This window comes from Nocardia sp. NBC_01499, assembly GCF_045040275.1.
GTDB lineage: Bacteria > Actinomycetota > Actinomycetes > Mycobacteriales > Mycobacteriaceae > Nocardia.
In genome coordinates this window covers 9537536-9562506 of the sequence record NZ_CP109426.1, presented here as the reverse complement: position 1 = coordinate 9562506, position 24971 = coordinate 9537536, and the positions used below count along the sequence as shown (strand labels likewise).

The following is a 24971-nucleotide window of genomic DNA, read 5'->3' as shown; positions in this document are numbered from 1 at the left end:
TTCAGCTCTATGTGCGGGCCGCGACCGGCATCGAGTCGGCCATCGGGTCGTCGGTGTCCGATTCGCTGATGCCGAACCGGGCGTGGATCCGCCGCAGGGGGGCGGGCGCCCACCAGTTCGCGGCGCCGAGCAGTCGCATGAAGGCGGGCACGAGCACGCCGCGGACCAGGGTCGCGTCGAGCAGAATCGCCAACGGAATACCGATGCCGAGGCCCTTCACATAGCTGATGCTCGAGAACGTGAGCCCGACAAAGGCCAGGGCAAGCAGCAGTGCCGCGTATGTCACGACCCGGCCGGTACGTTCCAGACCGACCGCGACCGCCTCCTGGTTCTGGCCTGTCCGGCGGTATTCCTCGGTAATGCGCGAGAGAATGAAGACCGCGTAGTCGAGCGACAGTGCGAACGCGATCGCGATCACCACGATGGGTGCGAGCCAGGTGAGTCCGCCGGTGACGACGATGTCGCCGACGAGCCATTGCAGGTGCCCCTGTTGCAGAACGAACACCAACGCGCCGAAGGTGGCCGACAGGCTCAGCGCGCTCAACAGGATCGCCTTGAGCGGCAGCAGCACGCTTCCCGTCAACAGGAACAGCAGGATGAAGCTGCCGATCACCAGGATTGCCAACGCGATCGGCATCCGCTTGCCGAGCAGGTCGAAGGTGTCGACCGAGACGGCGGGCGTACCGCCGACCGCTACCGGGAACGGCGCGGTAGTCGCCCGTACCGCGCGCACCATCCGCGCACCGTCGTCACCATTGGGGTCCACCTTGGACACCAGGGACAAGTACGTGGCGTCGGCGGCGGCGAACAACTGCTGCGAGGCGGCATCCGGTTCCGCCACTTTCCGGCCGTCCTGATAGCTGCCGGTGAGCGCGTCCACCCTGGCGATGTTCTCGATCTTCGAGAGCTGTGTCGCGTACTGGTCGATGTCGGCGGTCCGCGAAGCCGGATTTCCGATCTTCGTCGCCACCACCTGCATCGGATCTTGTTCGCGGTTGTCGAAGTTGCTACGGACGGCCGAGGCGACCTGCGCTGACTGCGCCGACGGCGGAAGTATCTGTTCGTCGGGCAGCCGGAGCTTCAAGTCGGCCGCCGGAAGAGCGAGGAACAGCAGGAACGCCAGCACTGCGAGCAGGCACGGCACCGGGCGCCGCATCACGAATGTCGCAAGCTTGTGCCAGGAGCCGTCACTGTCGGCACGGGCGACCACGCCGCGACGGCGACGTCGGCGCCCCTCGACCCGTGGCCCCATCCACACCAGCAAGGCAGGCACCAGCACCAGGGTCAGGGCGGCGGCGGTGAGGGCGGTGAACATGGAACCGACGGCCAGCGAACGAAAGACCGTGAACGGCAACACCAGCATGGAGCCGAGCGCGATGGCCACGGTGATTCCGGAGAAGACCACGGTCCGCCCCACCGTCCGCATCGTCGTGCGGATGGCGTCCGGTATCGCGGCACCACCGGCGAGTTGTTCGCGATACCTACTGATGAACAGCAAGCTGTAGTCGACGGCAAGACCCAGGCCGAGGAATGTGGTGACCATGGACACGATGTCCGCGGTCTCGAGGAAGAACGAGACGACGAACAGCATTCCCATCACCACAACCGTCGTCGCGATCGCGACCGCCAGTGGCACAAGCGCGGCCAGGATACTGCCGAAAATCACCGCGAGCAGGATCAGCACCACCGGCATGAAGAAGCCTTCGGCCTTCAGGGAATCCTGGGCCGCGGTGTCGAGCGCCTCCACCCACATGAGACCACCACCGCCGATGGTGACTCGGAGTCCCTGCACGGTCCCCGAGTAGGTGCCCTTCAGTTCCTTGGCACGAGCCTGGACCGTGTCGAAGTCACCGTCGATGGTGCCGAGCACCAGCGCTTGCTTGGCGTCGGTGCCACGCATCGCGGTGGATTTCGTTGTCCAGTAGGAGACAACGTGGCTCACGCCCGCCTCGGCGGCGACCTGTTCGGTCAGCCGAAGGCCGGCGGCGGTCACGGCCGGGTCGTCCATCCCGCGCGAATCGTCCACCAGGATCGCGAGATTCGGCGGCCCCTGGTCGAACTCGCGCTTCAGCGTCTCGGCGGCACGCGCGGATTCGGTCGACGTACTGTCGTAACCCCCCAGGGTGACCCGCGATCCGAGCCCGGAACCGAGCGCCGCGAAACCGAGCGCGATGATCAACGTGATGAGCAACATCCGTTTGGGTCGGCGGATGGCCAGATCGGCAAGACGGTTCAGCATCGGACACCCCGGGGTTCGATGCGCGAGCAGCACCCACGCGTAACCTGCTGCGACATTTCTGGATTCCTCTCCAACGGACGACCTGCGCACGACTGTTGAATCTCGACAGTGCAGAGCCGATGGCCGTCCGACTGGATACACATCGGTCGAAACTCGATCGGAGTGCCGGGGCCCGGGTGCGATGCGCCCGTGCCCCGGCGTCGACTCAGTTACTCGCGCCCGCTTCGCGCGCCAACCGGATCAGCGCGTCGGCCGCCATATCGTCGATCGACTCGGTGGTCTCGGCGGCCGACGCCGCGTCGACCCGATCCCCCTCGGCCAGCTCACGCAGCGCGTCGAGCAGGCCGGATATCCGCAGGCGCTCGATCGGGATCGAATCAACCAGGCGGCGGAATTCCTGCTCCTCGGTGCGCCTGCGCCCGCTCGGCGCGGTATCGGGCGCGACAACGGTCAGCAGGTATCGGGCGACCGCCGCGGACGTCGGGTGATCGAAGACCAGCGTCGCGGGCAACCGCACGCCGGTGACCTGAGTGAGCCGGTTGCGCAACTCGACCGCGCCGAGCGAATCGAACCCGAGATCCTTGAAGGCACGGTCGGGTCCGACCGCGGTCGCGGACGTATGTCCGAGCACGGCCGCGACCTGCGCCTGCACCACCTCGACGACGACCGGCTCCCGATCGGCCACCGAGACACCGGCGAGCCGCTCGGCCAGCGACCCGGTCGTGGACTCGCTGCGCCGCAACGGGGCTCGCACCAGGGCCCGCAGCAACGGCGGCAACATCCCCGCCCGCGCCTGCGACCGCAACACAGCAAGATCAAGCCGCACCGGCGCCAACAACGCCGCATCCAACCCCAACGCCCGATCGAACAGATCGAACCCGAGTTCAGTAGAAAGCGCCCCAACGCCCATCCGCTCGAGACGCGCCAACTCCCCCGCATCGAGCCCACCGGTCATGCCCGTCGCATCCGCCCACAACCCCCACGCCAGCGAGCTACCGACCAACCCTTCGGCTCTGCGCTTGTGCGCCAACGCATCCAATGCGGCATTCGCCGCCGCATAGTTCGCCTGACCGGGGCTACCGATCAACGCGGCAGCCGAAGAGAACAGCACGAACGCCGACAAACCCATATCCGCGGTCAGCTCATGCAGATACCACGCCCCGTCGACCTTCGGATGCATCACCCGCGCCAACTGCTCCGGCGAAAGCGATTCCACCACACCGTCATCGAGCACACCCGCCGCATGCACCACCGCGGTCAACGGATGTTCCAACGAATTCAACAGCGCTGCAAGCTGATTCCGATCGCCGACATCACAGGCCTCGACCCGCGCCCGCGCACCCAGCCCCGCCAGATCAGCGACCAACCCCGCCACTCCCTCAGCCTCGGGACCACGCCGACTCACCAACAGCAGATCCTCGACACCGTGTTGGCTGGCCAAATGCTTGGCAACCAGCGCACCCAAACCGCCGGTGCCACCAGTAATCAACACCGTCCCCGCACGATCCAATGGCGCCGAGGCCAACGGCCCCACCGTTACTCGTCCAAGCCGCGGCGCCAGCAACCGGCCCCCACGCACCGCCAACTGCGGCTCGTCCAGGTCGAGTAGCGTGCCCCATTCCAGCTCACCGCCTTCGTCGAGGTCGACGAGGATGAATCGGCCAGGATGCTCGGACTGTGTGCTTCGTACCAATCCCCATACCGCCGCGGCCGCCACATCCGGCGCTTGCGCTGCCACCGCTACCGCATTGCGCGTCACCACGATCAACCGTGCTTCGGTCAGCCATTCACTCGCCAGCCACCGCTGTACCAACTCGAGCGCTTGGCAGGCAGCCGACCGCGCAGCGACGGCGGCATCAGCCATATCTGCTGTCCCCGTGGCGATTTCGATCCCGGCCAACACCACATCCGGCACCACCGCGCCGTCGGCGAGCGCTTTCTCCAACATTTCCAGACCGGCGAAACGCGCACCGGCTGCGGCGAATTCACCAATCACCGCCACCTGTGCCGCCGTCGACGAGGTCGCGGCGATCGGGGTCCAATCGACCTGGAACAGCGAGTTCTGCTTGCCGCGTTGCGCACTCTCCAGCTGCGATTGCTCCACCGGGCGCATATCGAGGCGCGCCATGCTCAGCACCGGCTCGCCCTGGTCGCTGACGATGTCGACCTGGAAGGCGGAGTCTTGCGCCGGGCTGATTCGCGCGCGGACCCGGGAAAGCCCCGGACGGCCGAGCCGCACCCCCGACCACGAGAATGGTAGTACCGCAGCGACTTCCGGCCCTTGCCTCAGCAGGCCGCCGTGCATTGCGGCGTCGAACAGGGCCGGGTGGATGCCGAATCCTTCGCCGCCGGTGTCGTCGGGTAGCGCGACTTCGGCGTAGACGTCGTCGCCGGCGCGCCATACCGCCCGAACACCTTGGAATGTCGGCCCGTAGTCGTAACCGAGGTCGGCCATGCCCGCGTAGAGCGCGTCCACCGATGCGGGCTCGGCGCCGGCCGGTGGCCATTCGGCGGGCCAGTTGATGACAGGTTCGGTTTCCGGTGCAAGCACGCCGCGCGCGTGACAGGTCGCTTCGAGCTGTTCGTTGTCACCATTGGTTTCCGGTCGGGTGTAAATCGCCACCGCACGACGCCCATCGACATCAGGCTGCCCGACGGTGACCTGAACCTGAACGGCCACACCCTCTTCCAACAACAACGGTGCTTCGAGCACTAACTCATCAACCACCGGACACCCACCATGACCACCCGCAGCCAACGCCAACTCGACCAACGCCGTACCCGGCACGATGACCACACCCAGCACCACGTGATCACCTGTCCACGCTTGGGTTTCAGTGGACAACCGCCCCGTAAACACCCACTCGTCACGATCACCGACCCGCACGGCGCCCGCCAGAATCGGATGCTCGACGCGACCCAACCCAACTACCGCCGCATCACCACTGCCACGATCAGGCGAAAGCCAGAACCGTTCCCGTTGAAATGCGTACGTCGGCAATTCGACCCGCCGCGCACCGGCCCCGGCATAAAACGCCGGCCAGTCGACGTCGGCACCGAAGAGGTGGGCCTGCCCCAGGAATCCGGCGAAGACCTCGCTCTCGCGACGGCGAGCACGCAAAGCGGGCACAACCACAACATCCTGCGCACCGAGCCCATCCAGACTCTGACCCGCCATCGCCGTCAACACGGCATCAGGGCCTAGTTCCAGGAACTTTCGGACACCCAGCGCATACAGGGTTTGCACGCCATCGGCGAAGCGCACCGCCTCGCGCACATGCCTGACCCAATACTCAGGATCGGTCAAATCCGAAGACACCAGCTCGCCGGTCACATTCGACACCACCGGGATCCGCGGCTCACTGAACCGCAGACCACTGACCACCGTCCGGAACTCAGCAAGCATCGGCTCCATCCGCGGCGAATGAAACGCATGACTGACCCGCAACCGCGACGTCTTACGATCCGCCCACCGCGGCAACCAATCCTCCACCGCCTCCGCATCCCCGGACACCACCACCGCTCGCGGACCATTCACCGCAGCGATCGCCAACCGACCCTCGAAACCAGCAAGCGACACAACCACTTCGGCTTCCTCGGCCTGCACCGCGACCATCGCCCCGCCAGCAGGCAGCGCACCCATCAGGCGGCCACGTGCCACCACCAACGCACACGCATCAGCAAGCGACAACACCCCCGCCACATGCGCGGCCACGATCTCGCCCACCGAATGACCGATCACGAAATCCGGACGTACGCCCAGCGATTCGACCAACCGGAACAACGCGACCTCGACCGCGAACAACGCCACCTGCGTATATTCCGTCGCATCCAACAGCGCAGCCTCCTCAGAATCCGCTAGCGCACTGAGCAATTCGCGCAGCGAACGGCCCAACAACGGATCCGCCTCGGCACACACCTCATCCAGGACTTCGGCGAACCGCGGGAACACTCCAGCCAACTCCGCACCCATCCGCGTCCGCTGCGCACCCTGCCCCGTAAACAAAAAGGCCGTCTTCCCACCAACAGCACCGCCGTCGAACACACCAGCCGATGACCCACCAGCCGCCAAACCGGCCAACCGAGCCAACAACTCATCTCGATCCGAAGCAACCACCACAGCCCGATGCTCCAACTGAGCCCGCGACGTTGCCTCCGAGAAACCCACATCAATCAACGAAACATCCGGCCGCGCAACCAGATACGCCCGCAACCGATCAGCCTGACCACGCAACGCCGCGACACTACGAGCCGACACCACCACCGGCACAGCACCAACCGGCCGCACCGGCGCCGGGTCGTCGGGCGCCGCCACTGGCGCCTCCTCCAAGATCACGTGCGCATTCGTGCCACTGACACCGAACGACGACACACCCGCACGCCGCAGCCGACCATTGGCTGGCCACTCCCGTGCCTCGGTCAACAACTCGATCTGCCCGGTACCCCAATCCACCTGCGGCGACGGCGAATCCACATGCAGCGTGGGCGGCAGCAGCTCGTGCTGCAATGCCAGCACCATCTTGATCACACCTGCCACACCGGCCGCGGTCGAGCTGTGGCCGATATTGGATTTGATCGACCCGAGCCGTAGCGGGCCGTCGACCCGCGCACGACCGTAGGTCGCCAGCAACGCCTGCGCCTCGATCGGATCACCGAGCTTGGTACCGGTGCCATGGCCTTCCACTGCGTCTACGTCGGACGCGCCGAGTCCGGCGTTCGCCAGCGCTTGCCGGATCACCCGCTCCTGCGACGGACCGTTCGGCGCGGTCAAGCCGTTGCTGGCACCATCCTGGTTCACCGCACTGCCGCGCACCACCGCAAGAGCGCGATGACCGTTGCGCCTGGCGTCCGAAAGTCGTTCTAACACAATAAGTCCAAGACCATCGGAGAATCCGGTGCCATCGGCGGCAGCCGCGTACGCCTTGCATCGACCGTCGGCGGCGAGACCGCGTTGCCGACTGAAGTCGATCAGCAGCTGGGGTCCTGCCATCACCGAGACACCGCCGACCAGCGCGAGCGAGCACTCACCCGAGCGCAGCGCCTGCGCGGCCACATGCAGGGCGACCAGCGACGACGAGCACGCCGTATCCACCGACATCGCGGGGCCTTCCAGGCCCAACGAATACGCGAGCCGTCCCGATACGACGCTCGTTGTCGTCCCCGTCAGGTGATATCCCTCCAGTTCCGGCAGCATCGACTGTCCGTAACCCGAGGCCGTTGTGCCGATGAACACGCCGGTATCGCTGCCGCGCAACGACATCGGATCGACACCGGCGTTCTCCAACGCCTCCCACGCCGCTTCGAGCAGCAGCCGCTGCTGCGGATCCATGCCGAGCGCCTCGCGCGGGCTGATCCCGAAGAAGTCGGCGTCGAAATCACCGGCACCGTCGACGAAACCACCACCGCGTGCGTACAGCGTCCCCGGCTGATCCGGATCCGGGTCGTACAGCCGTTCCAGATCCCAACCGCGATCGGTCGGCAGCGGCGACACCGCGTCCCGGCCCGACGCCACCAGCTCCCACAATTCCGCGGGCGAACTAACGCCGCCGGGATAACGGCAGCTCATTCCGACAATCACCAACGGGTCTTCGCCCGCCGCCGGTCGTTGCCCAGCCCGCACCACCGGTCGCGGCTCCTTGACGGCTCCGCCGATCTCGGCCAGCAGCAACCGGGTGACCGCGATCGGTGTCGGGTGGTCGAAGACGAGGGTGGCGGGCAAGCCGAGGCCGGTGGCCTGGGTGAGCCGGTTGCGCAGTTCGACCGCGCTCAGCGAGTCGAACCCGAGGTCCTTGAAGGCACGGTCGGAGCCGATCGCATCGGACGAAGCATGTCCGAGGACGGACGCGATCTGCGCCTGCACCAGTTCCAGTACGACCTGCTCGCGGTCGGCCGCCGGGACGGAGGCGAGCCGGTTGGCCAACGATCCGCCCGCAGGTGCGCTGCGCCGCAACGGGACTCGCACCAGGGCCCGCAGCAACGGCGGCAACATCCCCGCCCGCGCCTGCGACCGCAACACACCAAGATCAAGCCGCACCGGCGCCAACAACGCCGCATCCAACCCCAACGCCCGATCGAACAGATCGAACCCCAGCCCCGCAGACAGCGCACCCACACCCATCCGCTCCAGACGAGCCAATTCGAGCCCACCAGTCATACCCGTCGCATCCGCCCACAACCCCCACGCCAGCGAACAACCGACCAACCCCGCGGCCCGGCGCTTGAACGCCAACGCATCCAACGCCGCATTCGCCGCCGCGTAATTCGCCTGACCGGGGCTACCGATCAACGCGGCCACCGAGGAGAACAACACGAACGCCGACAACTCCATCCCTGCGGTCAACTCGTGCAGATGCCACGCCGCATCCACCTTCGGACGCATCACCCGCGCCAACTGCTCCGGTGAAAGCGACTCCACCACACCGTCATCCAGAACACCCGCCGCATGCACCACCGCAGTCAACGGGCGCTCCAACGAATCCAACAGCACCGCAAGCTGACTCCGATCGGCGACATCACACGCCTCGACCCGCGCCCGCGCACCCAACGCCGCCAGATCAGCGACCAACTCCGGCACGCCCTCGGCTTCGGGACCACGCCGACTCACCAATAGCAGGTGCCCAACACCGTGCTGCTCGGCCAAATGCTTGGCAACCAACGCACCCAAACCACCGGTACCGCCAGTAATCAGCACTGTCCCTTTGGGATCCAATGGCGCGGGAACCGTCAATACGATCTTGCCGATATTGCCGCCTTCGCGCAGGAACCGGAACGCGTCACGGCCGCGCCGCACATCCCACGTCCGGATCGGCGCATGCACAAGCACACCCTGCTCGAATAGCCCGACGATCTCACCCAGCATCTGCTGGATCCGTTCCACACCCGCCGCATCGAAGGTGTCGAAGGCCCGGTATCGCACTCCGGGGCGGGTCCGCGCGATCTCCTCCGGATCGCGGATATCGACCTTGCCCAGCTCGACGAATCGGCCGCCGCGTGGCAGCAAATCCAGTGTCGCGTCGACGTATTCGCCCGCGAGCGCATTCAACACCACATCGACACCGGCGTCATCGGTCGTCGCGAGGAACGCGTCACGGAACCTGCGGTCCCGTGACGACGCGATGCATCGATCGGGAATCCCGAACGCGCGCACCGCATCCTGCTTGGACGGGCTCGCCGTCGCGAATACCTCCGCACCGAGATGACGGGCGATCTGCACCGCCGCCATGCCGACCCCGCCCGCGGCGGCGTGCACAAGCACCCGCTCACCGGCGCGCACGGCCGCCACATCGACCAAACCGTAGTACGCGGTCAGATACGCCACCGGTACCGCCGCCGCTTGCGCGAACGACCAATTCGACGGCATCGGCAGCAGCAGCCGCCGGTCCGCCACCGCCATCGGGCCGAACGCCTCGAGCACCAAGCCGAAGACCCGCTGGCCCGGTTGGAAATCGGTTACCGCCGAACCGACTTCGAGCACGACACCCGCTGCCTCGCTGCCGAGCGGCGCCTCCCCCGGATACATACCGAGCGCGACGAGCACGTCGCGAAAGTTCAGGCCCGCGGCGCGAATTCCGATCCGCACCTCCCCGGCGGCAAGCGGTCGGTCACCGTCGGAGGCGACGATCGCCAGGTCCTCGAGCGAGCCCTTGTGTCCGATCGACAACCGCCAGGCAGCACCCGGCGGCTGCGCGGGCACTCGACCGAGCCTCGGCGCAAGGACCGTATCGGCGCGCACCGCAAGCTGGGGTTCGTCGAGGTCGAGCAGTGCGCTCCAGTTCGGCGCGCCGCCGGCGAGGTCGACGAGGACGAACCGGCCGGGGTGCTCGGACTGAGCACTGTGCACCAGGCCCCAGATCGGCGCCTGCACCACATCCGGTGTCTCCTCGCCCACCGCGACGGCGCCACGGGTCACCACGATCAGCCTGATGTCGGTGAGCCATTCGCTCGCCAGCCATCGTTGCACTAGCGCCAATGCCTGTGCCGCGGTCGTCCGCGTGGCCTCGGCCATATCCGCCGCGCCGGGCGGGGACTCGATCGCAGCAAGCACCGCTTCGGGAGCCGCAGCACCGTCGGCAACGGCCCTTTCGAGCGCGTCGAGATCCGCGAAATACTCACCCGCGACGGCATTTTCGCCGAGCACGGCGATCTCGCCGAGCACGGCGAGTCGCGCGGTCCGCCGCGCGGTGGCGGTGACCGCGGCCCAGTCGAGGTGGAACAGCGAATCCTCCGCGCCACCGTGCGCACGGTCGAGCTGCGCGGGCTCCACCGTGCGGAATACCAGCTTGTCCATACTCGCCAGCGGCTCGCCGTTTTCGCCGACGATGTCGACACGCAGCGCGGACGCACCCGCCGGGGTGATCCGCACCAGCGCCCGGGTGAGGTCGGTCGCTGCCAGCCGAACACCCGACCACGAGAACGGCAGGACGATCGAGTCGCCCTGCTCTTTCTCGAGCAGCCCGCCGTGTAGCGCGGCGTCGAACAGACCGGGATGAATCGCGAAGCCGCCGTTGTCGGTACCGTCTGGGAGCGCGATCTCGGCGTACACCTCGTCGTCTCGTCGCCAGACCGCGCGCACGCTCGCGAACGTCGGGCCGTAGTCGTAGCCGAGATCGGCCATGCCGGCATAGAGCGCGTCCGCCGAGATCGGCTCCGCGTCTTCCGGTGGCCACACCGGGTGCCATCGCGTGACCAGGTCGGACTCGAGCGCGAGCCAGCCGCGCCCATGGCAGGTGGCCTCGCTCGGCTCGTCCGCGGCGCTGGTTTCCGGGCGCGAGTAGAGGGCGAACTCGCGGCGGCCCGCGTCGTCCACCGGGCCGATCGTGACCTGAATCTGTTGCACCGCATCGTCATCCAGGATCAGCGGCGCCGCGAGCACTAGTTCGTCGAGTACGGCGCAGCCGACCTCGCGGCCAGCCGCCATGGTCAACTCGACCAGCGCGACACCCGGCACGATCACCGAGCCGGACACCACATGATCACGGGTCCACGACTGCGTCTCCTGCGAGATCCGGCCAGTGAACACCCACTCATCACGATCACCAACCTGCACCGCCGCCACCAGGATCGGATGCTCAACCCGCACCTGCCCAGCAGCCCCAACATCACCACCCAAAGACGTCGGCGCCAACCAAAAACGTTCCCGCTGAAACGCATACGTCGGCAACCCCACCCGCTGCGCACCAGACCCGGCGAACAACACCGACCAATCCACACCAACACCCACAACATGCGCCTCAGCCAGCGACAACACAAAACGCTCGAAGCCACCCTCACCACGACGCAACGACCCGACAACGCCCACCCGCGCAGCCGCGTCGTGTGCCTGGATTGTTTCTTCCACCGCCAACGTCAACACCGGATGCGGGGAAACCTCCACAAAACAATCCACCCCACCATCAACCAAACCACGCACCGCGCCCTCGAAACCGACACGGCCACGCAAATTCGCGTACCAATACCCGGCGTTGAGTTGCGCGGTATCGATGTAGTCACCAACCGCGGTGGAGTAGAACGGAATACGTCCTGACACTGGAGCGATCGATCCTAAAAGCTCCAGCAATTCCGCTTCGATGGCCTCGACCTGCACCGAATGCGACGCGTAATCCACCGCGACCCGCCGCGCGCGGATCTCTTGGCCTTCACACCACACCAGCAACTCATCGAGTGCACCGGGCTCACCGGCAACCACTACCGCCGCAGGACCATTCACCGCCGCGACCGAAAGCCGCCCTGTATACGGGACAAGCAGTTCCTCGACCCGCTCTACTGGCAACGCCACCGACATCATCCCGCCGCCACCGGCCAAACGCTGCCCCACCAGACGACTACGCAACGCCACGACCCGTGCCGCGTCATCCAGAGACAACCCACCCGCCACATACGCAGCAGCGATCTCACCCTGCGAATGACCCACCACCGCAACCGGTTCCACACCATAAGAACGCCACAACCGAGCCAACGAGACCATCACCGCAAACAACGCGGGTTGGACCACATCCACCCGCTCCAACGACGGCACACCAGCCACTCCCCGCAGCACGTCTTCGAGCCGCCAATCCACATACCGTGACAAGGCTTCACCACAGGCAGCGATCTCCGCCGCGAACACCGGCGAGGCTTCCAACAACTCCACCGCCATCCCCACCCACTGCGCACCCTGCCCCGGAAACACAAACACCGCTTTGCCCCCAAGTCGGCGACCATGGCACACCTGTGCCGAGGGCTCGCCAACGGACAATGCCTCCAGTCCCGCCAGCAACTCCTCGCGATCGGTCGCAACCACCACCGCACGGTGGTCGAGCTGCGCCCGCGTCGTCGCCGCGGAGAAGCCCACATCCAGCAGCGACACTTGGTGCCGCGCAAGCACATCCGACCTCAATCGCGCAGCCTGCGCCCGCAATGCCTGGTCGCTGCGGGCCGACACCAGCACCGGCACCACCGAAAGCTCGGTGGGTTCGCTCACGTCTTCGACCGGCGCCGCGCCTTCGATCGCCTGCTCCTCGATCGGTGCCTCTTCCAAGATCACATGGGCGTTCGTGCCGCTGACGCCGAACGACGACACACCCGCACGCCGAGGCCGGCCATCGGCTGGCCAGTCCTGCGCCTCGGTCAGCAGTTCAACCTGCCCCGAGCCCCAATCCACCTGCGGCGACGGCGAATCCACATGCAGGGTGGCTGGCAGCAGCTCGTGCTGCAATGCCAGCACCATCTTGATCACGCCGGCGACACCGGCCGCCGTCGAGCTGTGTCCGATATTCGATTTGATCGAGCCAAGCCACAGCGGACCATTGGCCCGCTCGCGTCCGTAGGTCGCCAGCAGTGCCTGCGCCTCGATCGGATCACCCAGCTTGGTGCCCGTGCCATGGCCTTCCACCGCGTCCACATCGGCCGCCGTCAGACCCGCATTCGCCAAAGCCTGCCGAATCACCCGCTCCTGCGAAGGACCATTCGGCGCCGTCAAACCATTACTCGCCCCATCCTGATTCACCGCACTACCACGCACCACCGCCAACACCCGATGACCGTTACGCCGCGCATCCGAAAGACGCTCCAACACAATCAAACCCAAACCATCGGAGAACCCGGTACCGTCCGCGCCCGCCGCGTAGGACTTGCATCGGCCGTCCGGCGCCAGGCCACGCTGACGACTGAAGTCGACGAACAAGGTGGGACCGGCAAGCACGGTGACGCCGCCGACCAGCGCCAGCGAGCATTCACCCGAGCGCAGCGCCTGGCTCGCCAGATGAATCGCCACCAGCGACGCGGAGCACGCGGTGTCCACCGACACCGAAGGGCCCTCGAGACCGAGAGCGTAGGACACTCGACCCGACACCACGCTCGTCGTCCCGCCGGTCAACCGGAAGCCCTCGATCTGCGGCAGACTGCCCGCGGGCATCGCCGCGTAATCCGACGGCCCGACACCGCAGAAAACTCCGGTATCGCTGCCGCGCAACGAGTTCGGATCGATGCCCGCGTGCTCGAACGCCTCCCACGCCGCCTCGAGCAGCAGCCGCTGCTGCGGGTCCATCGACACCGCCTCGCGTGGGCTGATCCCGAAGAAGTCGGCGTCGAACTCGCCGACGCCGTCGACAAAGCCGCCCTGGGTGGCATAGGAGGTGCCGAGCCGGTTGGGATCGGCGTCGTAGAGACCCGCTAGATCCCAGCCGCGATCGGTCGGAAACCCCGATATCCCGTCACGACCCGCGGCCACCAGTTCCCACAACTCGTCCGGCGAGTTCACTCCGCCCGGGTATCGGCAACTCATCCCGACGATGGCAAGCGGTTCGCTCGCACGGTCCTCGAGCTCCCGGAGCCTGGTCCGTGTCTCGTTGAGATCGACGGCGACCTTCTTCAGGTACCGAACCAGCTTCTCCTGCTTCGGGTCGGCGCTATCAGTGCTCATGTCCCTAATTCCCGTCATGCCTCGCCGAATTCGGCGTCGATGAGTTGGAAGACCTCGTCCGCCGTCGCCGCGGCTTCGATGAGTTCGTTCGTGTGCTGACTGCCGTCGACGACGGCGGCCAGGAGAGTGCGCAGCCGCCCGGCCACGCGTTGCTGCTCGGCCGCCGTGATCGCGGCGAACATTGTCTCCAGCTTGTTCAGTTCCTGATCGATCTGCGGTTCCGCCGTGCCGCCTCCGAGGTCCGCGAGGAGCACCCGTGCGACCGCGGCCGGAGTCGGATGGTCGAAGACGAGCGTCGCGGACAACCGCAGACCCGTTGCCTGAGTGAGCCGGTTACGCAGCCCGACCGCGGCGAGCGAATCGAATCCGATCTCCTGGAAGGCACGGCCCGGGTCGACCGCCGCGCCGGACGTATGCCCGAGCACGGCCGCGACCTGCGCCTGCACCAACTCGAGCACGACCCGTTCGCGATCGGCCTCCGCCACCCCGGCCAGCCGCTGCGCCAGCGTCGCACCGGTGGATTCACCGCGCCGCACCGGAGTTCGCACCAGTCCGCGCAGCAGCGCGGGCAACATCGCGGCCCGCGCCTGCGTCCGCAACGCGGCCGGATCCAATCGCACCGGCGCGAGCAACGCCTCGGCCGAACCGAGTGCCTGGTCGAACAGCTCCACTCCGAGTTCGGCGGGTAGGGCGAGCACACCCATCCGTTCCAGCCGCGCGAGTTCGGCATCGCTCAGGGCACCGGTCATCCCGGTGCCATCGGCCCACAACCCCCACGCCAGCGAACTCGCGGGCAGACCCGCGGCACGCCGCTGGTGTGCGAGTGCGTCGAGACAGGCATTGGCGGCCGCGTAGTTCGCCTGACCTGGGCTACCGATCAACGCCGCCACCGAGGAGAACAACACGAACGCCGACAACTCCATGCCCGCGGTCAACTCGTGCAGATGCCACGCCGCATCCACCTTCGGACGCATCACCCGCGCCAACTGCTCCGGTGAAAGCGACTCCACCACACCGTCATCCAGAACACCCGCCGCATGCACCACCGCAGACAACGGACGCTCCAACGAATCCAGCAGTTTCCCAAGCTGATTTCGATCGGCGACATCACAGGCCTCGATTTGTGCCCGCGTACCCAACGCCGCCAGATCCGCGACCAACTCCGCCGCACCCTCGGCTTCAAGGCCACGCCGACTCACCAACAACAGGTGCCCGACACCGTGCTTGCGGGCCAGATGCTTGGCAACCAACGCACCCAAACCACCAGTGCCACCGGTGATCAGGACTGTTCCGTCCGGATCGAGAACCTGCGTCGTGCCCGTCGCGTCGGACACCCGAGCGAGCCGCGGCGCCAGCAATCGGCCCTCGCGCATCGCGAGCTGTGGCTCGTCGAGGTCGATGAAGGTGCCCCACGCCGGTGGTTCATCGCTGGTGACTTCTCGCGGGTCGGTCGAGACGGCACCGTCGACATCGACGAGCACGAAACGTCCAGGATGCTCGGACTGCGCGCTGTGCACCAGGCCCCACACCGGCGCCTGCGCGATATCGGCCGCTGCCGCGCCGACCGCGATGGCGTTGCGGGTCGCGACCACCAGTCGCGCCTCGCCGAGCCATTCGCTCGCCAGCCACCGCTGGACCAGGCCAAGCGCACTGACCGCTGTCGCACCGGCCGCCGCTGCGGGATCGGTTGTCCCGGAGGCGATGTCGATACCCGCGACGACCACGTCCGGTGCCACACCGCCGTCGGCGATCCCCGCTTCCAGTTCGTCAAGATCCGCGAAGCGTTCTCCCACTCCGGCAAGGTCGCCCAGGATCGCGACCCGCCCCGGCTGTTGCGCCGCGGCTGAGACCGGCACCCAGTCGAGGCGGAACAGCGGGTTCTGTTCGCCGCGTCGCGCGGCCGCCAACTGCTCTTCCTCGATCGGACGGACATCGAGTCGGTGCACGCTCGCGATCGGCACACCGTCCGCACCGGCGATATCGAGTCGCAGTGCCGTATCGGCCGCCAACCCGATCCGAACCCGCAGCCGCGTGTCGCCGACCCGATCGAGCCGCACGCCGGACCAGGAGAAAGGCAACCCGCCCGGCGAATCACCGCCGCGGTCGAGCATGCCGAGCCCGCCGTGCAGCGCGGCGTCGAACAACGCCGGGTGCAGCCCGAATCCCGCTGCCGAGCCTGCGATTTCGGGCAGCTCCAGCTCGGTGCAGACCTCGTCACCACAGCGCCATGCCGCGGTAACGCCGCGGAAAGCGGGACCGTAGTCGAAGCCGATGTCGGTCAGATGCGCGTGATCGTTCACCCGCGCATAGAGCGCGTCGACGGGGATCGGTTCGGCACCAGCAGGAGGCCACTGCAGCGGCCACGACGCCAACGACTCCCCCGCCACGGCCAGCGATCCACGCGCATGACAGACCGACTCGAATTGCTCATCAGCAGCATCAGATTCGAGGCGCGAGAAGATCGCTACCTCGCGACGCCCTTCAGCGTCGGACCGGCCCACCATCACCTGAACCTGGCGTGCCACATCATCGTCCAGAATCAGCGGCGCCTCGATGATCAACTCGTCGAGCACTCCACACCCGAGCTCACCACCCGCACTCAACGCGAGCTCGACCAACGCCGCACCGGGCACCAGCACCATCCCGAACACCACATGATCACGCGTCCACGACTGCGTCTCCTGCGAAATACGGCCGGTGAACACCCACTCATCACGATCACCAACCTGCACCGCCGCCACCAGGATCGGATGCTCAACCCGCACCTGCCCAGCAGCCCCAGCATCACCACTCCGGCGATGAGGCGAGAGCCAATACCGTTCCCGCTGAAACGCATACGTCGGCAACCCGACTCGTTGCGCGCCGCTATCGGCGAACAACACCGACCAATCCACACCAACACCGGCAACGTGCGCCTCGGCCAGCGACAGTAAGAACCGCTCGAAGCCACCCTCACCACGACGCAACGACCCGACAACGCCAACCCGCCCCGCCGGGTTATGCGCTGCAACAGTCTCTTCGACCGCCATCGTCAGCACGGGATGCGGGGAGACCTCGACAAAACAATCCACCCCACCATCAACCAAACCACGCACCGCACCCTCGAAACCAACCCGGCCACGCAAATTCGCATACCAATACCCCGCATCGAGCCCCGCAGTATCGATATAGCCACCAACCGCAGTGGAGTAAAACGGAATACGACCCGACACCGGAACAATCGACCCCAAGACCTCGAGCAACTCCGCCTCGATCGCCTCGACCTGCACCGAATGCGACGCGTAATCCACCGCGACCCGTCGCGCGCGGACCTCTTGGCCTTCACACCACGCCAGCAGCTCATCGAGTGCACCGGGCTCACCGGCAACCACCACCGCCGCAGGACCATTCACCGCCGCAACCGACACCCGACCCGCATACGGAACAAGCAGTTCCTCGACCCGCGCCACCGGCAACGCCACCGACATCATCCCGCCCGAGCCCGCCAAACGCTCACCGACCAGACGACTACGCAACGCCACAACCCGCACCGCATCATCCAGAGACAACCCACCCGCCACATACGCAGCAGCGATCTCACCCTGCGAATGTCCCACCACCGCAACCGGTTCCACACCATAAGAACGCCACAACCGCGCCAACGACACCATCACCGCAAACAACGCCGGCTGGACCACATCCACCCGCTCCAACGACGGCACACCAGCCACCCCCCGCAGCACGTCCTCAAGACGCCAATCCACATACCGCGACAACGCCTCACCACAGGCAGCAATCTCCGCCGCGAACACCGGCGAGGCTTCCAACAACTCCACCGCCATCCCCACCCACTGCGCACCCTGCCCCGGAAACACAAACACCGTCTTAGGACCAACCGGCGTCCCCTCGACCACTCCGGCATCAGGCTCACCGGCCGCCAAACCAGCCAATCTGGTCAACAACTCATCCCGCTCCGAAGCGACCACTACTGCCCGATGTCCCAACGACGCTCGCGTCGTTACCGCCGAGAAGCCGACATCCACCAACGAAACATCCGGCCGCGCAATCAAATACGCCCGCATCCGATCAGCCTGCGCGCACAACGCCGAAGCGCTCCGCGCCGACACCACCACCGGCACCACCGACGGACCAGCGCTAGGGTCCTGCGCGATCGGCGTCTCGAGCGGCGCCTCCTCCACGATCACATGCGCGTTCGTGCCACTGACACCGAACGACGACACACCCGCACGCCGAGGCCGACCGTTAGCCGTCCACTCCTGCGCCTCGGTCAGCAGTTCGACCTGCCCCGAATCCCAATCCACGTGCGGCGACGGCGAATCCACATGCAATGTCGCGGGCAATACCTCATGCTGCAACGCAAGCACCATCTTGATCACACCCGCCACACCGGCCGCCGCCGACGTGTGTCCGATATTCGACTTGATCGACCCGAGTCGCAGCGGGCCGTCCGCCCGCTCACGTCCGTAGGTCGCCAGCAGTGCCTGCGCCTCGATCGGATCACCCAGCTTGGTGCCCGTGCCATGGCCTTCCACCGCGTCCACATCGGCCGCCGTCAGACCCGCATTCGCCAAAGCCTGCCGAATCACCCGCTCCTGCGAAGGACCATTCGGCGCCGTCAAACCATTACTCGCCCCATCCTGATTCACCGCACTACCACGCACCACCGCCAACACCCGATGACCGTTACGCCGCGCATCCGAAAGACGCTCCAACACAATCAAACCCAAACCATCGGAGAACCCGGTGCCATCGGCAGCCGCCGCATACGCCTTGCATCGCCCATCCGGCGATACGGCCCGCTGCCTGCTGAACTCCGTCAGCGTGTACGGGCCCGCCATCAGCGTCACACCGCCCGCCAGCGCCAATGAGCACTCACCCGAGCGCAGCGCCTGGCTCGCCAGATGAATCGCCACCAGCGACGAGGAGCACGCGGTGTCCACCGACACCGAAGGTCCCTGCAGCCCAAGGGTGTAGGAGATCCGTCCCGACAGCACGCTCATCGTGGTGCCGGTCAGCCGGTACCCTTCCAGGTCCGGTGACGCCCCGTTGACATAGTCGGAGGTGACGCCGCCGCAGAACACACCGGTATCGCTGCCGTGCAACGACGTCGGGTCGATCCTGGCGTCTTCCAGGGCCTCCCATGCGGCCTCCAGCATCAACCGTTGCTGCGGATCCATCGCCAGCGCCTCGCGCGGACCGATTCCGAAGAACTCGGCGTCGAAGTCACCCGGTCGCTCGAGGAACCCGCCGCCGGTCGTGTTCACCGTCCCGAGCCGGTCCGGATCCGGGTCGTACAGCCGCTCCAGGTCCCAGCCCCGATCCGTCGGCAGGCCCGAGATCGCGTCGCGGCCCGAAGCGACCAGATCCCACAACTCCTCCGGTGCGGACACCCCACCCGGATACCGGCAACTCATCCCGACGATCGCCAGCGGCTCGTCCGTCGTCGACCGATGCGACCGCGCCACGGGACGTTCGGCATCGGCGCCCCCACCGATTTCGCCGCGAATCAGTCGCGCGACCGCCGCGGGTGTCGGATGGTCGAAAATGAGGGTGGCCGGTAGCCGCACGCCAGTGGCCTTGCTCAACCCGTTGCGCAGCTCGACCGCGCTCAGCGAGTCGAATCCGAGGTCATGGAATGCCCTTTCGGGTCCGACCGCAGCGCCGGACGCGTGTCCGAGGACCGCCGCGACCTGTGCTTGGACCAACTCGAGCACGATGCGCTCCCGATCGGCCTCGGCCGCCTCGGCCAGCCGCCGCGCCAACGACCCGCCCACCGCGGACCGAGTCCGCACCGGGACCAATCCACGCAGCAGCGCAGGCAACATGCCCGCCCGCGCCTGCCCACGCAGTGCGGCGATATCGAGCCGCACCGGTGCCAGCAGTGCCGCGTCCGTTCCCAGCGCACGGTCGAACAATGCCAACCCGAGCTCGGCGGACAACGCGCCGACACCCATGCGCTCGAGCCGCGCCAGATCGGTCTCGCCGAGTTCACCGGCCATACCGCGCGCATTGGCCCACAGGCCCCACGCCAGCGAGGTCGCGGGTAGCGCCGCGCCGCGCCGCGCGATCGCGAGCGCGTCGAGCGCGGCGTTAGCGGCGGCATAGTTGGCCTGGCCGGGGCTGCCGATCAACGCGGCGACCGAGGAGAACAGCACGAACGCGGACAGCCGCATGTCCGCGGTCAGTTCGTGCAGGTGCAGCGCCGCATCGAGTTTCGGGCGCAGTACCCGATCCAGCTGGGCCGGGGTGAGCGATTCGATCATACCGTCGTCGAGCACACCCGCCGCGTGGACGACCGCGGTCAACGGCAGATCCAGCGAATCCAGCAGTGCCGCAAGCTGATCGCGATCCGCGACATCGCACGCCGCGACCTGCGCCGCGCAACCGAGTTCGGCCAATTCGGCAACCAACTCGTCGACCCCCTCGGCCTCGGTGCCGCGCCTGCTCACCAGCAACAGCCGCCTTGCCCCGTGCGAGTGGGCCAGATGCCGCGCGAACACCGCGCCCAAACCACCGGTGCCGCCGGTGATCAGCACGACCCCGGTCGGATCGAACACATCCCCGGTTCGCTCGACGGCTGTGTGCCGGTCCGGTTGCGGCGCAACCGATACCGCCGCGTGCCCGAGCCGCGGTGCGAACCAGCGACCGTCCCGCAGGGCGAGCTGCGGCTCGTCCATGCCGATCAGCGCGCCCCAGTCCGGCTCGTTTCCGTGGCTTCCTTCCCCGTCGATGTCGACGAGCACGAACCGTCCCGGATGCTCGGACTGGGCACTTCGCACCAGACCCAACACCGCGGCCTGCGCGATATCCGGTGCCGGGTAGCCGCTCCGCGCGTCGTCGCGCCCCGTACCGACCTCGACCGCATTGCGCGTCACCACGACGAGCCGTGCGTCGGCCAGCGACGCACTGGCGAGCCAGCGCTGCATCAGCTCCAACGCATGCGCGGTCACCGCCCTGGCCGCCTGCGGTATCGACAGCGGGGACGCCTCGTTCTCGTCCGCCGGGGTCCTGATCTCCGCGATAACCAACGTGGGTGCCGAAACACCTTCGGCAAGTGCGTGTTCCAGCGCCATCAAGTCGGCATAGGATGTGCCTTCCGCAGTGTCACTCGCGCCGAGGTGTGCGACCTGAACCGGCTCGCCGCCGACTCCATCGGCGACCACTTCGGCCCAGTCGACCTGGAACAGCGAACGTTGCGGACTACCCGCACCTTCGAGCTGCGTCTGCTCGACCGGGCGCACGACGATGGAGCTGATCGAGACGACCGAAGCTCCGGAGTCGTCTACCGCGTCGAGTCGCAGCGCGGACTCACCGGTCACGATGGCACGGACCCGCAATCGGGAGCTGCCGAGGCGATCGAGCCGCACACCCGTCCAGCTGAACGGCATCTTGTGCCTGGTGTCCGCGCCGTCGATCAGCAGCACGACACCGCTCTGCAGCGCCGCGTCGAAGAGCGCGGGATGAATCCCGAACCCGGCGCCGCCGGTGGTGTCCGGCAGCTCGACTTCGGCATAGGTTTCCTGGCCGTTTCGCCAGGCCGCGCGCACGCCTTGGAAGACGGGACCGTAGTCGTAGCCGAGGTCGGTCAGGCGGGCGTAGAGCGTGTCGATCGCGAGCGGTTCCGCGTCGACCGGTGGCCACTCGGTCGGCCACGCGGGTGCCTGTTCTGCCGCGGACGCCGCGAGCACGCCGCGCCCGTGGCAGATCACGTCCCGCTCGGCGTCGCCGCCAGCGGCTTCCGGACGCGAGTAGATCGCCACGTCCCGACGGCCATCCGCACCGGCCTCGCCGACGGTGACCTGCAACTGCCGTGGGACACCTGGTTCCACGAGCAGCGGTGCTGCCAGCACCAATTCGTCGAGGACCGGACTCCCGGTCTGCCGACCGGCCGCTAGGGCCAACTCGACCAAACCGGTGCCCGGCACGACGATATTGCCGAGGAGCAGGTGCTCGGCGACCCACGGCTGGGTTTCGGTGGACAGTCGGCCGGTGAACACCCACTCGTCCCGATCACCGACCGACACCGCGGCCGAGAGCAGCGGATGTTCCATGCGGCCCAACCCGGCCGCCGCCGCGTCCCCGATCCCGCTGTTCGAGGCCAGCCAAAACCGTTCTCGCTGAAAGGCATACGTCGGCAACCCCACCCGACGCGCGCCGGTTCCGGCATAGAACGCCGACCAATCCACCGGTATCCCGGCGACCTGGGCCTGTCCCAGGAAACCGGCAAAGGATTCAGCGTCTCGACGGCGGGCGCGCAACGCCGGGACCAGCACAGCATCCGTGTGCTCATCGAGCGACTGCCGCGCCATCGCCGTCAACACGGCATCAGGACCTAGTTCCAGGAACTTTCGGACACCCAGCGCATACAGAGTCTGCACGCCATCGGCGAAGCGCACCGCCTCGCGCACATGCCTGGCCCAATACTCAGGATCGGTCAACTCCGAAACCACCAGCTCGCCGGTCACATTCGACACCACCGGAATCCCCGGCTCATCGAACCGCAGACCACTGACCACCTTCCGGAACTCAGCAAGCATCGGCTCCATCCGCGGCGAATGAAACGCATGCGACACCCGCAACCGAGAGGTCTTACGATCCACCCATCGCGGCAGCCACTCCTCCACCGCCTCGGCGTCCCCCGAAACCACCACCGCCCGCGGACCATTCACCGCAGCAATCGCCAACCGACCCACAAACCCGGTCAACGACTCGGCCACTTCCGCCTCACTCGCCGCCACCGCGACCATCGCACCACCAGCAGGCAACGCACCCATCAACCGACCACGCGCCACCACCAACGCACACGCATCAGCAAGCGACAACACCCCCGCCACATGAGCCGCCACGATCTCACCGACCGAATGACCGATCACGAAATCCGGACGTATACCCAGCGATTCGACCAACCGGAACAACGCAACCTCGACCGCGAACAACGCGACCTGCGTGAACTCCGTCGCATCCAACAACGCGGCATCACCGGACTCTTCTGGCGCACTAAGCAACTCACGCAACGACCGACCAAGCAGTGGCTCCGCCTCTGCACACACTTCATCCAAGACTTCAGCGAACCGCGGGAAGGCCTCAGCCAACTCAGCACCCATCCGCGCCCGCTGCGCACCCTGACCCGTAAACAGGAACGCCGTCTTCCCCCCGACAGCACGACCCTCGAACACCGTGGTCACGGGTGTGTCCGCAGCCAAGCCGGACAGCCCGGCCAGCAACGCCTCGCGGCCCGACGCCACCACCACGGCCCGATGCTCGAGCAGTGCCCGTGACGTCACTTCCGAGAAGCCGACGTCGAGCACCGAATCCTGCGGCCGCGCAATCAGATACGCGTGCAATCGAGCCGCCTGGTCCCGCAGAGCCGAAGCATTACGCGCCGAAATCAGCACCGGCACCACGCCGATGGACCGCACCGACGCGATGTCGGCGGGCGCTTCGCCCGGCGCCGACTCATCGAGCGGCGCTTCTTCCACGATGACGTGCGCGTTCGTGCCACTGATCCCGAACGATGACACCCCGGCCCGACGCGGCCGCTCCGAAGCACGCCACTGCCGCGCCTCGGTCAGCAACTCGACCGCACCCGAGTCCCAATCCACGTGCGGCGACGGCGAATCCACATGCAACGTGGGCGGCAACATGTCATGGCGCATCGCCTGCACCATCTTGATCACACCCGCCACACCGGCGGCCGCCGAGGTGTGCCCGATATTCGACTTGATCGACCCGAGCCACAGCGGGCCATCCACCCGTTCGTGCCCGTAGGTCGCCAGCAACGCCCGTGCCTCGATCGGATCACCGAGCTGGGTGCCCGTGCCGTGTCCCTCCACCGCGTCGACCTCGGCGGCGCTCAAACCCGCACTCGCCAAGGCCTGCCGGATCACCCGCTCCTGCGACGGACCATTCGGCGCGGTCAGCCCATTGCTGGCACCGTCCTGGTTGATCGCACTACCGCGGATCAACCCGAGGACCCGATGACCTTTCCGCTGTGCGTCCGAAAGACGTTCCAGGACAAGTAATCCAAGCCCGTCCGCGAAGCCGGTCCCGTCCGCCGCCGCCGAATACGCCTTGCAGCGGCCATCCGGCGCCAGGCCACGCTGCCGACTGAATTCCACGAACAGGAACGGACCGGCCAGCACCGTCACGCCGCCGACCAAGGCCAGCGAACATTCCCCGGCCCGCAATGCCTTGGCCGCCAGATGGATTGCCACCAGCGACGAGGAGCATGCCGTATCCACCGTGACCGCGGGACCTTCCAGCCCGAGGCTGTAGGCGATCCGGCCGGACACCACGCTGCCCTGGGTGCCGGTCAGCCGGAACCCCTCCAGTTCCGGCGGCATCGTGCCGCCATAGTCCGAGGTCACCGCGCCGGTGAAGACGCCGGTGTCACTGCCGCGCAACGACGTCGGATCAATACCCGCGTCCTCGAAGGCCTCCCACGCCGCCTCGAGCATCAACCGCTGGGCCGGATCGATCGCCAGCGCCTCGCGCGGGCTGATCCCGAAGAAGTCCGCGTCGAAGTCACCGACACCGTCGACGAAGCCGCCCGCGGTCGCCGTCACCGTCCCGAGGTGATCGGGGTCCGCGTCATACAGCCGCGCCAGATCCCAGCCGCGATCACCCGGTAGCAGCGTCATCGCGTCGCGTCCCGCCGCGACCAGCTCCCACAGCTGCTCGGGTGAGGTCACCCCGCCTGGGTATCGGCAGCTCATACCGACGATGGCGAGCGGCTCGCTGTCGCGTTCCTCCAATTCGCGCACCCTGCGATTCGCGGTGCGCAGTTCCGTGGTCACTCTCCGCAGGTAGGTGCGGAGTTTCTGCTCGTCCGTG

At 67.0% G+C, this 24971-nt stretch carries 2 protein-coding genes and 1 pseudogene; all 3 read right to left on the bottom strand.

The window, feature by feature from the left end; all coding sequences use genetic code 11:
* Window positions 1-7: 7 nt before the first annotated feature.
* Window positions 8-2239, bottom strand: a complete 2232-nt coding sequence (locus tag OG203_RS43260; RefSeq protein ID WP_405162986.1) for an MMPL family transporter — start codon at window positions 2237-2239, stop codon at window positions 8-10.
* A gap of 205 nt (window positions 2240-2444) precedes the next feature.
* Window positions 2445-14138 carry an SDR family NAD(P)-dependent oxidoreductase gene (locus OG203_RS43255; protein WP_405162985.1) on the bottom strand — a complete coding sequence of 3898 codons (11694 nt, stop codon included), beginning with the start codon at window positions 14136-14138 and terminating at the stop codon, window positions 2445-2447.
* Window positions 14139-14152: 14 nt separating this feature from the next.
* Window positions 14153-24967: pseudogene (locus tag OG203_RS43250) on the bottom strand (SDR family NAD(P)-dependent oxidoreductase); the annotation flags it as partial.
* Window positions 24968-24971: the final 4 nt, after the last annotated feature.